Below are 15,558 nucleotides of genomic sequence, written 5' to 3'. Positions count from 1 at the left end.
AGATGAATAATTTAGATGCCGGTTTTGAATTTCTAATGAAACAAAACCACGTAGGCATTGTTTATGGAGTATTGAAACGATTAAACATTAGAGTTGATAACCCACAATTTGATGACCTAAAGCAGGAGGGATTTATCCACCTAGCCACCAAGTACAGTCAATACAATGATGAATTAGATGACGATAGGGTCTGTGGATATTTATTTCAGGCGGTCTATTGGCACCTGCTAGACATTTTAAGAAAGCAACAACGCACCAACAACCACGTTATTAGCGTGGAAACAGAAGTTGATGGTGAAGGTTTTTCGCCACACGATGAGATTGATGGCATCGATTTGTTGAACCAACTATGGTTGCACTGCACCAACAACCAAAGGAAGTTTTTATGCTGTGCTTACAACGAGTCGATGACCGTAACAGATATTGCAAGAAAGTATCATGTAAGTCGCAAGACGGTCTATCAATGGAAGAAAGGCGTCCAAGAAGAATTTTACAAACTGGGGTAACACTTTTACGTTTCAACACGTTATTAATAGTGTAAGGGTTGGCGCTAATCACTTATGAAAATTGGAAAAAGAGGTAAATAATAATGGAAAAGCAATGGGACAAGTCAAAGATTACAGTTAATACTTTAGGAAGCGACAATGTTTTGAGAAAACGCAACATTGCCAATGCAATTCAAGAAGTATCACCTGAACAAATGGCTCAACTAATCGCAATCGTTGCCGAATTAACCGGTGGTAAAGTTGATGAAGCAAGAGTAGTACAAGAAAACAAGTACGTTGGCTAATTTTAATTGGAGGACAAATTAATGAAAAAACTAGAATTAACATTTAAGAGCGAAAACGGTAAGAACAAAAATCTAGGCTTTAACTATGTAGAAGGTGACCTAAGTGCTGATAAGGTAATGCCTGCTATGCAACGTCTAGCAGAATTGAACCTTTTCCGTGATAAAGATGGTAGCTTATACCAAGAACCAGTGGCAGCCAAGATTGTTGATACCACTAACCAAGTTTTATTCGATAAGAGAATTAAGACTAACACTCCCGCTAAGTAATAAAAAAGTCGTGTTGCATTATGCAACACGACTTTTTATTTTAGGTATCCATCTGGATAGTTTGATTCGATAAATTCACGAATGCATGACACCATCTTTTGAGCGGCAGGGGTCTTCATTTGAACTGAGTTCATTACCATAAAGATTGAACGGTAGAAATCATCGTCAAATGGATATAGTGAAACGTCACCGTTAATTCTTTGGAATGCTAGCTTAGGTAGGATTCCCATACCAAGACCTGATTCAACCATCGCAATGATTGATTGGTCATCGATACTGAATTGAATTGAGTTAGGGGCAACGTTGTATTGATCTAACACCGCCTTGGTATCGCCATCGTAATCTGATTTTTGTAGGATGAAGTGTTGGTTTTCAACGTCCTTCTTTGTAATTGATTTACCATTGGCTGGGACGAAGTCCTTAGGCGTGATGCAGTAAATCTTGTCCTTTACTAATAAGGCCTTTACTAATCTTTCATTGATTGGTTGACAGGTGAAACCAAGATCGATTTTACCTTGGCGCGCTTGTAAGGTGATGTCGTTGAAATCACTTTGAATCAGTTCTACTTTGACGTTTGGAAATTGACTATGAAAATTATGTATAATGGTTGGCAACCAGTTGATGCAGACACTACTAAAAGCACCTAATCTAACTGTACCAGAGGTTAGTCCTTTGATTTTATTGGCTTCTTGTTGAAGACGTTCTTCATTATTTAAGATATCTTGAATGATTGGAAGAACATCTTTTCCATCTTCGGTTAACTTAACTCCTGATCTATCACGGATAAGTAGTGAGAAACCAAGTTGTTTTTCTAGTTTATCGATTGAATGAGAAATTGCAGAAGGTGTTACTTCTAGCTTTTGAGCAGCGTGGTGGAAGCTCTCTTCACTAACTACGGTTACAAAAGCTTGGTATGAAAAAGAAATCATGTACATCAATCCTCTCGTCTACAATTAAAAAACTTATTGTTTTAGATTATATATGTTTTTGTAAAAATATGTAACAACCATTTGAAAAAAATTATATGAACTATCGAAATAAATTCGAATAGAATAAAAGACGCTATCCAAACGATAGCGTCTTTTTTTATGGATACCAAAAACCAAACGCTTCTTGCGACCAACGATGATATCTGCGAGCATCCATGTTATTTACACATTTGATAATATATTCCAGCGGCTTCGGCCGGGAACTAGTAATGATTGCTAGCATGTAGTGCATATCATTGGCACAGTATATTTTATCCAGTGCCTTGTTGCAGGGGTAATAATGTTTATCTCCGACATATTTGATAAGCTTATTCTGGATTTTTTGACGTAGCTTGCGACGGAGATGTAGATTGGCTTGCTCAAACTTGGCATCTAATTTAAGTCCTCTATATAACTGACGCAAATAAATCCCTCCCTTCAAATATCTATATAAGATAGTAGAAGAGTTCGTAACATAAGTACGAAGGAGACGATATCAGTCTCTTTGCATGATATCAATTAGTATGTTCAATAAATCAGCGTTATTGCGATACTTGTCTGTTAAGATCAATAGATAGTTAACAACCTCAAAGTTATTTTGTTCGTTTAAAAGTTGTTCAAACTGTGGGTATTTTTCGTTGTCGCCAAATCTTTTAGCAATAATTTGCTTTAAATAACTAGCAAAATAGTTTCTTAATCTAAGTTGAGCCAAAAGGTGCGTACTCGGATTATTCGAACTAAACGTTTCTTTCATTGGCGATTCCCCCTATAAATCCTTTTACTTTACTTTAATATTTTTTGAATAAAATGTCTAAAATATAATGTTAATTTTAAAGTTATTTAATAAAACGCGACAATTTGTTAATGAAATAGTTAAAAAGTTAAAATGTGTTATAATCTAGATTATAAAATTATTGGAGGAATCAAAATGCAATCATTTTTAAAGAAGACAGTCTATGCTGGACTAACTCTTTTTGCATTAGGTTCATTAGCCGCAGTTAACACAACTACCGCTAATGCCAAGAAACACGTCACTACTAAGCGTGTTGCGAAAAAGGTAAAAACAGGGAAGCACACTAAAAAACAAACTAAAGTTACTGTCACATACTATAAAGTTCACTTCGCAGAAAACGCTGCATATGCTAAATCAAATGGGGTAGTTAGCATCATGAATAAGCCAGGTAAGCTGGGTAATGCTAAGGTTGTTGCCAACAAGACAACAATGCGTCGTTTAGCTAAATCAAAACTACCTGAAAACGTCTTTCATGTATATGGAATGGCTAAGACTAACACCGGTTTATACTACGCTCACGTTGTCACTTTAGGTGGCAAGTACCGTGGCTGGATCTACGTTGGTAAGAATGATTTCCAATACAACCTAGATAACATCACTAAAAACACTGGAATTTCCGCTACTAGAACATTAAGATATGGTGCTAATCCAAGCAACGTCAACGTTAAAATCCTAGATAAGCTATGGACTTATCCTAAGTTCAGTCGTTACAACGCTCGTGTTGTTAGCCACAAGAAGGCTTCATACATCAACGATGATTTCGTTGTTGAATCAGCTGTCTACAACACTCGTGGTTGGTTATACTACTACGTTCAAGATGCCAAGAAGAAGAGTGTTAACGGTTGGATCTACAGCGGTAGCACTACTGCTCGTAATGCTAAGAAGGATACCAAGAAGAATTCTACTAAGAAGACTCCTGCTAAGACACCAACTGACAACAAACAAACTCAATCTAACCCAACTACAACCACACCAACTCCAAGTACCTACAACCTAGTATTCAAATACAATGGTAACTTCGTAAGTACTAAGATTGTGAACTTATCAGATTTATCAGTAAACGGAACTTCTGTTGTAACTCCTGATTCAATCGCTAAGTTTATCCCAAGTAACTACCAAATCACTACTGATGCTAATGCAATCAATACTGACGGTCCAATCGTTAACGGTGGAACTGCCATTATCAACTTAAACGCTGTTCCAGCAACTCGTTTAACAATTGCTATCAAACAAAAAGACACTGGTGCACTTTTGACTCCGTCATCTGATTTAGTAACTACGCTAAACGAAGCTGGTCAAGACTTATTAAACCAAAAACTAGTACTAAATGGACAAAGCATCAATGCCGACGCCGTTAAGTCAATCTTGACTAACCGCAACTTATTAAGTATTGATCAATCAAAACTATCAACTAGTGGTGCCGGTTCACTTCAATTCGTAGGTGTGGACACAACTGCAATTGATGCAAGCAACCCAACAGTTACTCTTTACTACAAATAATAAATAAAAAAGCTTCCCAAAAGGGGAGGCTTTTTTACTTTTCTTTAATTTTCAGTGAATATTATACTAATATGTATTATTATTAATGTATAAGATTAAAACGGAGTGATAAAAGTTGAAAAAGTTCTTAGTTTTCTTGTCATTGATAACGGTACTTTTAATGTGTTTTTCAGTTTCTGGACAGACGGTCAATGCACAAACCTACGTATATGTTACAAGAACTGGTAAAAGATACTACTACAATCGAAATGATTGGGGACTAAAAAGGGCACGCCAAGTTTATCGTGTCACCTTAAGTCAGGCTCAATCACGTGGCCTAACTTTGGCAAAAGACGAAAGTGGTACTCACCGCACCGTCGTTACCAAAGTAACTGCCAAGAAGGCCAGAAAGATACATAAACAAGCAGTTAGTCACAGTGGTAAGACTAGGATTGCCAAGAATCAAATTGTGATTATTAATGGTAATAATCCAGCATTTACCAAGTCCGAAATGTCACTAAAACATGGGGCATGGGCAAGATACGGTAGCTTGGATAAGCTCAATCGTTCAACCACTGCGAATGCAATGTTAAACTATTCATTGATGCCAAAGGTTAAAAGAGAACCTTTATATGTTGATCCAACGGGTTGGCATAACAAGAAGGATGGCGGTACATGGTTATACAACCGGAGTCATCTAATCGGCTATCAGTTTACGGGTCAAAACAATAACTTGCGTAATCTGATGACAGGAACGCGTTCATTAAATGATCCTGCAATGAGTACGTTTGAAAACAAGGTTGCATACTACTTACGTAGTAATCACCACCACTACGTTAGATATCAAATCAAACCGGTTTTTAAGAAGAACAATCTTTTAGCGTCTGGTGTGATTATGCGTGCCAAATCAGTTGGTAGTAACGCAATTTCGTTTAATATTTACATTAAAAATATTCAAGAAGGATTCAAACTTAACTACGCCAATGGAACTAGCGTAGCTGAATAATGAGGAGAATTAATGATGGAAAAATTAAAGCAGTTTTTAAAATGGTTGACACCATTTATTATCTTTTTAGTTTTAGCCTTATTAGTCGTTGCGATTCCACTAATTAAGAAACAAACATTTTTGGGATCAGATTCACTATTTCACTTTAACCGTTTCTACGATGCTGCGATGCAACTAAAGACCCACAAGATTAGTTACTTCCAAACTAATTACGGTTTCTTAGGTACTGGTAGAATGCTAAGTACATTGTATGGACCAGTGGCAGCATATGTGGGAGGTTTTCTACTACTATTAGCTGGAACCTGGTTTAAGTTCGAAATCTTAACCGATTTAATCGTGCTAATTGTTTCAGCGCTTGGAATGTACAAGCTATGCCGAGTTAACAACGTCGACAAATACCCAGCAATCTTCATGGGATTCATTTACATGTACTCATCATTGGTAATGCAATGGGTGACTGCCCAACAATTTACTGGGGTAGGGGCAATGATTGTACCATTCGTTATGATTTACGCAACTCAAATGGTCAGAAAAAATGACGTTTCATTTGTAGGATTTGCCTTCGTAATGAGTCTATTGGTACAAACTCACTTGATGAGTGCTATGATTACAGCCATCGGGATTATTCCATTCTTCGTAGTTGGAATGATTAAAGCACTTGATAAGAAACAACGCGTTCGCATGCTATTACATACTGTTTACGCTGCTTTGCTTACAATGTTATTAACCATTAACGTTTGGTACAACCTAATCTACATTTCTGCTACCAACCACTTGCTTCCGGTATACCCGGTTCCACATGTTCGTACCTACGGATACAACTTTAATGTTCAATCATTAGTCAACATTATGAAGCCGACTGAGTTTATTTTATTTATTTTTGTATTATACTTTGTTATTAGAAGATTCAAACAAGTTGATATCTTAACTAAGACAACAGCATTTACTGGATTTTTCTTCTTAGTTATTTCATGGAGCCACTTCCCATGGGGAGTTCTTCAATATCTTATTCCTCAGTTATCATACACACTCCAATTTCCAAAACGTTTCTTGGTAATTTCGTTTGTATGTTTATTGGTAACTTTCGGTCGAATTTTAACTTATGAAATTAGAAACAATACTCATAAGAGTAACTATGCCGTGGTAGTAACTATCTTATTATTAATCGTTGGTAGTGCCGGATTGGACTTTTATGCCATTCACCAACGTAGTGTAAACTATGTGGCCTTAAACACTAAGCGTCATAAGAACAACAAGAACGATAACTCAATTTACTACTACATGAGAAAACACCATAGAACAATTCAAAAGGACACCCAAAGCCACAAACTATCTAACTTGCTAGAAGATATTATCAAGGCGACTCCTGACTATGTTCCTGCTTACAAACAAATCAAGGGACACGATGAATACGAAAAATTGAATCCATACGAATTGTATTACAAGGAATACATCGAAAAGAATCACGATAAGAAGATTCATTTCAAACACGTTGTAAGAAAAGATGGATCATTGAGTATCAAGTTCAAGCTAAAGAAGGCACAAGAAATTCAAGTTCCATTGGTTAAGTATGCTCAAACAGAAGTAACGGTTAATGGAACCGTTAAGAATGTGAAGACAACTAAACTAGGTGCTGTTATCGTTTCTGCTAAGAAGGGTAACAACAGAGTAAACATTAAATACGTAACATCATTCACTACTCGTTTGATGATGGTACTAACATGGATTAGTTGGATTTTGTTTGGTATTTTTGCAATAACAAAAATTAGACGCAACAAGTAGGCCGAATGCGGCCTTTTGGTGTTTTATATGGAAATGAATCATTTCCGATTACTGGAGGGATAGTTTTGGAACAACTGAGAAATGCGGCTAAAAAAGTACATGAAAGCCGCTTTTTCCCGCTGCTCGTATTTGGATTATTGGGGCTGATTGCGCTTAGCAGCTTGATTTTAAATAACACATTGATTTTGAGCTACGATACGATTTTTCACTTTAATCGCTTTTATGACACTGCTGAGCAAATCAGAAATGGAAGTTATAATTACTTCCAAATGAACTACGGTTTCTTACAAACGGGAAGAATTGTTAATGCTTTGTATGGACCGGTAGTTGCTTACATTGCTGGATTTATCCTATTACTAAGTTACAACTGGATTGTCTTTGAAATTGTGATCTCATTGCTAGTAATGCTAGTTGCTGCATTTTCAATGTATTGGTTATGTAAGGTTAACGGCGTTAGCCGTGATTACTCCATCTTAATGGGTTCACTTTACATGATTGGATCATCCGTATTTGTATGGGTGATCAATCAACAGTTCACTGGAGTCGGTGCGGCAGTCATGCCAGTGTTCTTCATTGGAATTACTTTGATGCTACAAAAGCTAAGAATTCCGGTGCTAGGGGTATCCATTGGAATGGCAGTCTTAATTCAAACCCACGTGGTTTCCAGTTTAATTGCCTTTGGAGCATCACTTCCTATCATCATCGTTTCTTTGATACTAACCAAGGAAAAGTGGAAGATGATTAAGGATGGGTTAATCGCAATTGTATTGACACTGGCGTTGACCTTTAACGTTTGGGGAGTCATGATTTCAATCTTTAGACATAACTTCTTGATTCCAACGTTCCCAGAAACCAGCATGCAACTATTCACGGTTTCACTTCACGGCGAATCAATTCAAAGCGTTGTGAAGCCAATGGAACTCTTGATCTTCTTGTATGTGATTTACTACGTGATTACTAGATGGAAGAAGCTAAACTACGTGGTGAAAACACTAGGTTCTGTTGCGTTTGGTTTCTTGGTACTATCTACTAACATCGTGCCATGGACTCGTTTACAGGTTGAATTTCCAAAGCTAACCACGTTGGTTCAATTCCCTAAACGTTTTGCGGTGGTTCCATTCATCCTATTCTTCTTATTACTAGGGATGATTTTGACCAACGACAAGCACGCCTTGACGTTAAAACCATTGCATTACCCAAGTCGAGCATTCACTTATGCAATGCTATTCTTCGTTTTTGCGTTAAACATGGAAGCCAACTTTCAAGCGATTAACCTGGGGGTATCTCAAACCATTGCAATGAAACAAAACAATGATTCGGTAATCCCGGTTAACCATGCGTTTAGCTACAACAAAAAATATAATCGAACCTACTTACAGGACTTGGAAAGTCCAAACAAGTCGTATCTAGTTAACGATATCTTAAAGACAACACCTGATTACTTACCAACCACTCAAGCGGTTAATGAGGATAATTATGCTAGTGTGCATCCATACTTGAACAACCACCGTCAGTTGATTAAGCACAACTTCAAGATTAAGGGTGGTTACACCAAGAAGGTGAACAAGGATGGATCATTGACCGTCACATGGTATAACCATCACTCAAAGACTAGACGTTTCAGAGTAACTGTCGTTAAGTATTCAGCCACTAAGTTAGTTCTAAACGGTAAGAAAATTAAGCCAGCTCGCCTTAGTCAAGTTGGTGCTGTTACCGTTAAGGCTAAGCCAGGTAAGAATGTGTTAACAGTATCTTATCGTACTGGATTAGGAATGGATGTCATCTTCCTAGTTACCACACTTAGTTGGGTCGGCGTCTTCGGCTATGTTATCGTTAGAAGATTCAAAAACAAAAAGAGTAACCAATAAAGGTTACTCTTTTTTATTTGCTAAATAGTCCTCGTACATGTACTTAGCTGTTTTCAAATAGATGTCGTGGTATATTTGGTCGTCGAAGAGAATCGAGTTGGCACAGGACAAATTTGGGTTATTAAAGCGACTCTGTTTGACGAAATTAATACAGTTAATGCTCTTTTGGGTGTAGTAAATGATGAAGTTATGAATCATCATGAGATCCTTGAACTTGTTTTGCAGATAGTATCCACTAGCATTGACCTTAAGATGGGTTTCTTTGCCGTGCATGTATAGGTAGGAGAACTTATCAGTGGAGTAAGGGATACAATAGCTCAATAGGTTGGCGTTAAACCAAGAGTAGGACCGAGTCTTATGACTGGAGGGCAGTGGAATCAGGGATGCCTCGGTGGTTAGAATTGGAAATTTGTTTTTGATATGCAGTTCCTCACAGATACTTCGATTGAAGTGTTTGTGCAGCATGCATTCCATCTGTAGCTTTTTATTAATTAAGGCGGTCGTCGACGATTTCAGTAAGTAGAAGTTAAAATCATTTTCAATCACCATGGTTGCATAGCGTTTACTGCGATCATATACATCCACTAGCATCAACAGGTCATGCCAGTTGATTTGTTTGAAATTAAAACGGTGGTTGACCAGACTAATCGGCAGCTTGTTGACATCGATGAAGGTGGTGCCGTCTTTACTTTCAATCGCTTCGTTTTTTAAATTTGTTTCATTCATAAAAAAATCCTCTCGTGTGGTTTGCGTTTAACAAGCTAGCACGAGAAGATTTTTTAGGCGAATTATTTCGGCCAATTTAAGGAAATCTTAACTATTTTTGATGAAGTCACCTATGTAAAAGGCCAGTTTACGATAAGTATAGGCGTTAGGGTGGACGTGTTGATCTTGGTACATGTCCTTGTAATTAAAGTCGGTGATGAACTCTGAGTGATATTCACGCCAATCAATGAATGGAATTTGGAATGCTGAATATACTTCGGTCAAACCATCAAGTAATTGATTGAAGGTGTAGTTAGAATATCTAATGACGTCATCAGCGTTCTTGTCCTCGTCAAAACGAGTTAATGGCAGCACGGCATAAATCTTTGCTTCATGATGTTCACTAATAAGTTTGCGAACCAATCTAGTTAGTTTGGAAATAACACGCACCAAAGGAACATCTAGATGACCATAGTCGTTGGTTCCAATCATTAAAACGATAATGTCGTATTGCTTATCTTTGATTTTTTCAATTTCTTTTTCCAATGTTTCATAAATAGTAGCACCGTTGATTCCGTTGTTGCAGACACGGCAATTGTAGTATTTGGCTAAGTATTGTGGATAGTTGTAGCGTAGGTTGACGGTTCCGTCGAATCCGCGGGTAACAGAGTCACCTAAGGCCACGACTGTTTTGTTTGTAAGATCCAATTTAATCAACTCCGATTAATATGTATATATTACCTATTATGATATCAAAAACTTAGTAAAAATTTAATTTTATATACTCATAAATTTTTTTGGTATAATGAAGGTCCTTGGCAGGGGCACATAAGCCGAAAAAGACGCGGATATCCGCGTCTTTTTTTATTGACACAATTGCCATTTATGATATACTCATTTGTTAATAAATAAAATTAGGAGGGCACACAATGACACACAAAAGAATGATTGTTTTGGATATTGCTTCACTTGGTTTAGGCGAAGCTCCCGATGCCAATCGCTTTGATTCTATTGGTGCCGACACATTAGGCCATATCGCTGATAAGGGGCTAAATGTTTCTAATTTAATTAACCTAGGTCTTGGCAATGTTCGCTGGGACAACGAGATTAAATCAATTCCACAAGTTGACGCTCCTCGTGGCTTCTTTGGGAAAATGGTTACCACTGTTGACAGCAACAGGGGTAGTGCCTCATTTCGTGAGATGTTTGACTACACTGCTGGTGTCCGTACAGCTTCTGTAATGGACTTGTTAGCAGAAAAACAACATAGTGTTTCAATTATTTCAAGCTTTGCTTATTATTGGGAAAAACAGGACGATATTTCAATGGTCCAAGTCCCTGATGATGGCAAAGCTTTTATTGAATTGTCATCTAAAATGAGGATTCAAAAGAGCGGGTTAATTTACTGTCAGTTACCAGAGTTAAGACACTTCGCCAGAATGGATGACAGTGTCGGGTATGCTAAGCAACTAAATGTGTTAGATGAAACAATCGGTAAGGTCTTAGAACGACTAAGGGATAATGATTTACTACTAATCACATCCTCATATGCCATTGATCCAACCAGAGATAATCGAATTACGCGTGAATACTTACCACTAATCGTCTTTAATCCAAATAAGGATGAAGGTAAGTCATTAGGAATTAAGCGTTCATTAGGGGCGGTTGCTAACGCAATCGTCGCGTTCTTCGATTTAGATGATGGGGAAATTACTAAACCAAACTTTATCAATGAAGTTATGTAATTAATCAAAATTGAAAGGGGTGTTGCGCAACTAAAATAAGCTATTTGTCACTATATTTTTTGTCGCAGAGAAAGGATTAGAAATTTTATGTATTTGTTAGTTAATATTTTAGGAATTATTGTTTTCCTAGGGATTGCATTTATTTTTTCAAAGAACAAGAAAGAAATTAAATGGCGTTCAGTAATTACTGTTTTAGTGTTAAACCTAGTAATCGCTTACTGTTTAACACAATTTGCATGGGGTCGTGCTGCTGTTGAAGCCGCTGCCAATGGTTTCTCAGCATTAGTTGAAGTAGCCTACCAAGGTATTGCTTTTGCTCTACCTAATTGGGTTCACGTTAAGTCAATGGACTTTGTAACTTCAGCACTTCTACCAATTTTATTAATCGTTCCAGTGTTTGATATCTTAACTTACATTGGAATCCTACCTTGGATCATCAAATGGGTAGGTAAAGGTTTGGCATACATAACTGGCCAACCTAAGTTTGAATCATTCTTCGCTGTTGAAATGATGTTTTTAGGTAACACTGAAGCACTTGCGGTTTCAACTCTACAATTAAAACAAATCTCAGCAGTAAGAAATGTTGTCATTGCCATGATGTCAATGTCATGTGTGACTGCCTCAATTCTTGGCGCATACACTCAAATGGTTCCAGGTCAATACGTATTGACTGCCGTTCCATTGAACATCTTAAATGCTGTTATTGTAACTAGTATTTTAATGCCAACTTCAGTTAGCCCAGAAGAAGACACTATCGCTAAGTTAGGTAGTTCTTCAGAAACTGCTGAAGTTGCCGTTGGTGAACATCCTGAAAACGCAGAAGAAGCTAAGAAAGAACCATTCTTCTCATTCTTGGGTGACTCAATCCTAGGTGCTGGTAAATTAATCTTAATCATTACTGCAAACGTTATCGCATTCGTTGCTTTAGCCGCATTAATCGATAAGATTTTAGGTGCAATCAATCCTAGTTTATCCCTAGAACACATCTTAGGAATCATCATGTTCCCATTCGCTTGGTTAATGGGTTCTGACGTGCATACTGCTTTTGACTTTGCACAAAACATGGGTACTAAGCTGGTAACTAACGAATTCGTTGTTATGGGTAGAGTATCATCACACATCGGTTCATACGCTCCTCACTACCGTGCACAATTAACTGTCTTCCTAACTTCATTTGCTAACCTTTCTACAGTAGGAATGATTATCGGTGCATTCAAGGGTATCGTTAACCGTGAAGTAAACAACGCTATTTCAAAGAGTGTAGGTTACATGATTCTATCAGGAATTTTAGTTTCACTACTATCTGCAGGAATCGTTGGTCTATTTGTATGGTAAAATAGAAACATAATATATATAGATTAAGGATTTTGTTTAATGAGTAATAATTTGAACAAAACGTCAAAAAAAGAGACAGCCGCGCTGTCTCTTTTAGACGTTTTAAGGGACAAAGAAATTTTTAAGACAGAGGTCTTAGGTGGAATTACCGGATTCTTCGCGATTTCGTATATCTTGGTGGTTAACCCAATGATACTAGCGGATGCGGGGATGGATGTTCACCAGACCGTCTTTGCGACAATTATTAGTTCCGTCATCGGTTGTTTTATCATGGGATTCTATGCGAATTCACCAGTAGTGATTACTCCGGGGATGGGTGTCAATGCGTTCTTCACCTACACGATGGTGTTGAACATGGGATTGTCATATCAAGAAGCGTTGACCGTTTCATTGGTATCGACGATTGCGTTTGCATTAATCGCATTTAGCCGCTTCACGGACATATTACAGGGTGGTATTCCTGATTCATTGAAGTCAGCAATCACCGCCGGAATTGGTTTATTTTTAGTTGAGATTGGCCTTCAAAAGGCCGATTTGATTCAACAAGGGAAGAATTCATTATTAACGATTGGATCATTTAAGAATCCATCGTTGTTACTAGCCATTTTTGGTTTGATTTTAACAATTGTTCTATACATTAAGAATGTGAAGGGAAACTTCTTCATCGGAATTGTGATTACTACAATTGTTGGAATTATCTTCCACATTCATGACAGTGGGGTTAAAACCACCCACTTGATTGATATCTTGCAATACCACAAATCATTGTTTGACTTTAGGTTTAAAAACGTCTGGACGACACCATTTATCATGGCATCATTTTCAATGACAATGATCTTGGTGTTTGAATCGATGGGATTAAATGCCGGAATATTACCGGACATGAAGAAGTTTAAAAAAACATTTAGAAGTGTTTCAATTACCGGAATCATTTCCAGCATCTTAGGAACTAGTCCAACCGTATCGGCTGCCGAAAGTGTGGCTGGTTTTCAACTAGGGGCAAGAACCGGAATCATGTCGATTACTGCTGGAATCATGTTTTTACTTTCAACATTTTTCATCAGCTTTTTGGACTTAGTACCACAAGCTGCGATTGCTCCGGTAATCATCATTACGGGAGCTTTGATGTTATCAAACTTAAAGACGATTAATATGGATGATTTTGCCGAATGGTTCCCAGCTTTCCTAATCGTTGTATTGATTCCGTTGACCGGGAGCATCTCAATTGGATTAGCATTCGGATTCGTTGCTTATCCAATCGTGAAAATCTTCAATGGCCAAATTAAATCAATTAGTACAATTAACTATATTTTAAGTGGGTTGTTTTTAATCAATTTGATAATGACAGCAATGCTATAAAAAGACGATCGAATGATCGTCTTTTTATATGTATTTTTTTGATAATCTAGTGACGAATTAGCCTAATTTTGGTTATAATGGAGAAGTATATGTTTCATGATTGTAAAAAAGATTAATATCAGTTAAAGTATAGATAGATGTGAAACAATCATGTTTCACAATAGGAGGATTTGCATGAATCCAGAAGAATTCAAGAGTCAATTAGCAAAACACAATATCAAATTGACTGACCACCAAATGCAACAATTTGCCGATTACTACAAGTTGTTAGTTTCCACTAACGAACACGTTAACCTGACAACCATTGTTGATAGGGATGAAGTATATTTAAAGCATTTCTTTGATTCAATTACTCCTGCATTCTTTGCAGAAGACTTGAGAACCGAAGAATTAACCCTATGTGATGTTGGAGCCGGTGCCGGTTTCCCATCCATTCCGTTAAAAATTGTTTTTCCTAACTTAAAGGTCACCATCATTGATTCATTGAACAAACGGATCAACTTCTTGGATGAATTAATTACTAAATTAGGACTAACTAACGTTGAATTACACCATGCCCGAGCAGAAGAATTTGGTGGTAAAAAATCTCAATATCGTGAATCATTTGATATTGCAACCGCACGTGCAGTTGCTCGGATGAGTGTGCTTGCAGAATTTTGTTTGCCACTAGTTAAGGTTGGCGGACGAATGATTGCACTAAAGGCATCTAAGGCAAAGGATGAACTATCAGATGGAAAAAGCGCGATTACTACTCTAGGTGGTAAGATGATTTCCGATGATGAGTTCAATCTTCCGGTCTCAAATGATCCACGTAACATGGTAGTGTTAGAAAAAGTGAAGAACACACCAAAACAATACCCAAGAAAAGCGGGTACACCGAACAAGAAACCAATTGGTTCAAGTAATAAGTAGACTAGAGGAGGGGTTTTAATGGGACACGTTATATCATTAGCTAATCAAAAGGGTGGAGTTGGTAAGACTACCACTTCCGTTAACCTAGGTGCAGACCTTGCAACAATGGGTAAAAAGGTATTACTAATTGATGCTGATGCCCAAGGAAATGCAACTTCAGGAGTAGGTATTCAAAAATCCGACATCCAAAAAGATATTTACGATATCTTGGTTAATGAAGAACCAATCTCAGAAGCCATTATTCCTTCAAAACATGAAGGTTTAGACATTGTACCAGCAACAATTCAACTATCAGGGGCAGACATTGAATTAACTCCTCAAATGGCGAGAGAAACACGTTTATTAAATGCCCTAAAATCAGTCTCAGATCAATACGATTACGTGCTAGTTGACTGTCCACCTTCATTAGGATTAATCACTGTGAACGCATTTACTGCCAGTGATTCAATCTTAATTCCAGTGCAAACCGAATACTACGCACTAGAAGGTCTAAGCCAACTATTAAACACTGTTCAATTAGTTAAGAAGCACTTTAACCCAGACCTAGAC

The 15,558-nt window shown here is 37.4% G+C and carries 17 protein-coding genes; 12 read left to right on the top strand and 5 right to left on the bottom strand.

Annotation, left to right across the window (positions count from 1 at the left end; translation table 11 throughout):
* Positions 1-2: 2 nt before the first annotated feature.
* The 3 genes from KTJ72_RS05360 to KTJ72_RS05350 all read left to right on the top strand — a co-directional run bounded on the left by KTJ72_RS05360 (position 3) and on the right by KTJ72_RS05350 (position 1,057).
* A complete protein-coding gene (locus tag KTJ72_RS05360) occupies positions 3-506 on the top strand; it encodes a sigma-70 family RNA polymerase sigma factor (protein ID WP_217304314.1) in 504 nt (167 codons plus the stop codon).
* A gap of 83 nt (positions 507-589) precedes the next feature.
* On the top strand, positions 590-790 hold the full coding sequence (locus KTJ72_RS05355; RefSeq protein ID WP_198178097.1) for a hypothetical protein: 201 nt from the start codon (positions 590-592) through the stop codon (positions 788-790).
* Between the two features lie 21 nt (positions 791-811).
* The gene (locus tag KTJ72_RS05350) at positions 812-1,057 is read left to right on the top strand and encodes a DUF2922 domain-containing protein (protein ID WP_198178096.1); all 246 of its coding nucleotides are present in this window, start codon (positions 812-814) and stop codon (positions 1,055-1,057) included.
* A 35-nt stretch (positions 1,058-1,092) separates the two neighbouring features.
* On the opposite strand, the gene KTJ72_RS05345 is transcribed toward KTJ72_RS05350, so the two are convergent.
* The 3 genes from KTJ72_RS05345 to KTJ72_RS05335 all read right to left on the bottom strand — a co-directional run bounded on the left by KTJ72_RS05345 (position 1,093) and on the right by KTJ72_RS05335 (position 2,779).
* The gene (locus tag KTJ72_RS05345) at positions 1,093-1,986 is read right to left on the bottom strand and encodes a LysR family transcriptional regulator (protein ID WP_034531417.1); all 894 of its coding nucleotides are present in this window, start codon (positions 1,984-1,986) and stop codon (positions 1,093-1,095) included.
* A gap of 157 nt (positions 1,987-2,143) precedes the next feature.
* Entirely contained in the window at positions 2,144-2,449 is a 306-nt protein-coding gene (locus tag KTJ72_RS05340) for a hypothetical protein (protein WP_160184627.1), read from the bottom strand.
* Between the two features lie 72 nt (positions 2,450-2,521).
* A complete protein-coding gene (locus KTJ72_RS05335) occupies positions 2,522-2,779 on the bottom strand; it encodes a hypothetical protein (protein WP_217304313.1) in 258 nt (85 codons plus the stop codon).
* Positions 2,780-2,953: 174 nt separating this feature from the next.
* On the opposite strand from KTJ72_RS05335, the gene KTJ72_RS05330 reads away from it, so the two are divergent.
* From KTJ72_RS05330 to KTJ72_RS05315, 4 genes are all read left to right on the top strand, one after another.
* Positions 2,954-4,318 carry a hypothetical protein gene (locus tag KTJ72_RS05330; RefSeq protein WP_217304312.1) on the top strand — a complete coding sequence of 455 codons (1,365 nt, stop codon included), beginning with the start codon at positions 2,954-2,956 and terminating at the stop codon, positions 4,316-4,318.
* A gap of 115 nt (positions 4,319-4,433) precedes the next feature.
* On the top strand, positions 4,434-5,303 hold the full coding sequence (locus tag KTJ72_RS05325) for a DNA/RNA non-specific endonuclease (RefSeq protein ID WP_249419568.1): 870 nt from the start codon (positions 4,434-4,436) through the stop codon (positions 5,301-5,303).
* Positions 5,304-5,318: 15 nt separating this feature from the next.
* Complete coding sequence (locus KTJ72_RS05320; RefSeq protein WP_217304311.1) at positions 5,319-7,085, top strand: hypothetical protein; 1,767 nt, start codon at positions 5,319-5,321, stop codon at positions 7,083-7,085.
* A 65-nt stretch (positions 7,086-7,150) separates the two neighbouring features.
* Complete coding sequence (locus tag KTJ72_RS05315) at positions 7,151-8,953, top strand: glycosyltransferase family protein (RefSeq protein WP_143441332.1); 1,803 nt, start codon at positions 7,151-7,153, stop codon at positions 8,951-8,953.
* Between the two features lie 3 nt (positions 8,954-8,956).
* Here KTJ72_RS05315 and KTJ72_RS05310 read toward each other — a convergent pair whose 3' ends face one another.
* Together KTJ72_RS05310 and KTJ72_RS05305 are read right to left on the bottom strand one after the other, a co-directional pair.
* A complete protein-coding gene (locus KTJ72_RS05310; RefSeq protein ID WP_041152782.1) occupies positions 8,957-9,679 on the bottom strand; it encodes a hypothetical protein in 723 nt (240 codons plus the stop codon).
* Between the two features lie 87 nt (positions 9,680-9,766).
* Positions 9,767-10,366 carry an SGNH/GDSL hydrolase family protein gene (locus KTJ72_RS05305; protein WP_217304310.1) on the bottom strand — a complete coding sequence of 200 codons (600 nt, stop codon included), beginning with the start codon at positions 10,364-10,366 and terminating at the stop codon, positions 9,767-9,769.
* Between the two features lie 221 nt (positions 10,367-10,587).
* Here KTJ72_RS05305 and KTJ72_RS05300 point away from each other — a divergent pair, with 221 nt between their 5' ends.
* From KTJ72_RS05300 to KTJ72_RS05280, 5 genes are all read left to right on the top strand, one after another.
* On the top strand, positions 10,588-11,403 hold the full coding sequence (locus tag KTJ72_RS05300; protein ID WP_217304309.1) for an alkaline phosphatase family protein: 816 nt from the start codon (positions 10,588-10,590) through the stop codon (positions 11,401-11,403).
* An 87-nt stretch (positions 11,404-11,490) separates the two neighbouring features.
* A complete protein-coding gene (locus tag KTJ72_RS05295; RefSeq protein WP_057197454.1) occupies positions 11,491-12,738 on the top strand; it encodes a NupC/NupG family nucleoside CNT transporter in 1,248 nt (415 codons plus the stop codon).
* Between the two features lie 51 nt (positions 12,739-12,789).
* Positions 12,790-14,097, top strand: coding sequence for an NCS2 family permease (locus tag KTJ72_RS05290; protein WP_249419567.1), 1,308 nt, complete (start codon positions 12,790-12,792; stop codon positions 14,095-14,097).
* Positions 14,098-14,271: 174 nt separating this feature from the next.
* Positions 14,272-15,009, top strand: coding sequence for a 16S rRNA (guanine(527)-N(7))-methyltransferase RsmG (rsmG, locus tag KTJ72_RS05285; RefSeq protein WP_217304305.1), 738 nt, complete (start codon positions 14,272-14,274; stop codon positions 15,007-15,009).
* 18 nt (positions 15,010-15,027) lie between these two features.
* A partial coding sequence (locus KTJ72_RS05280; RefSeq protein WP_217304304.1) for a ParA family protein occupies positions 15,028-15,558 on the top strand: 531 nt, incomplete at its 3' end.

Source organism: Apilactobacillus waqarii (genome assembly GCF_019061205.1).
Classification (GTDB): domain Bacteria; phylum Bacillota; class Bacilli; order Lactobacillales; family Lactobacillaceae; genus Apilactobacillus; species Apilactobacillus waqarii.
The sequence above is the reverse complement of the archived record's forward strand: the minus strand, read 5'-3'. Positions and strand labels throughout refer to the sequence as shown.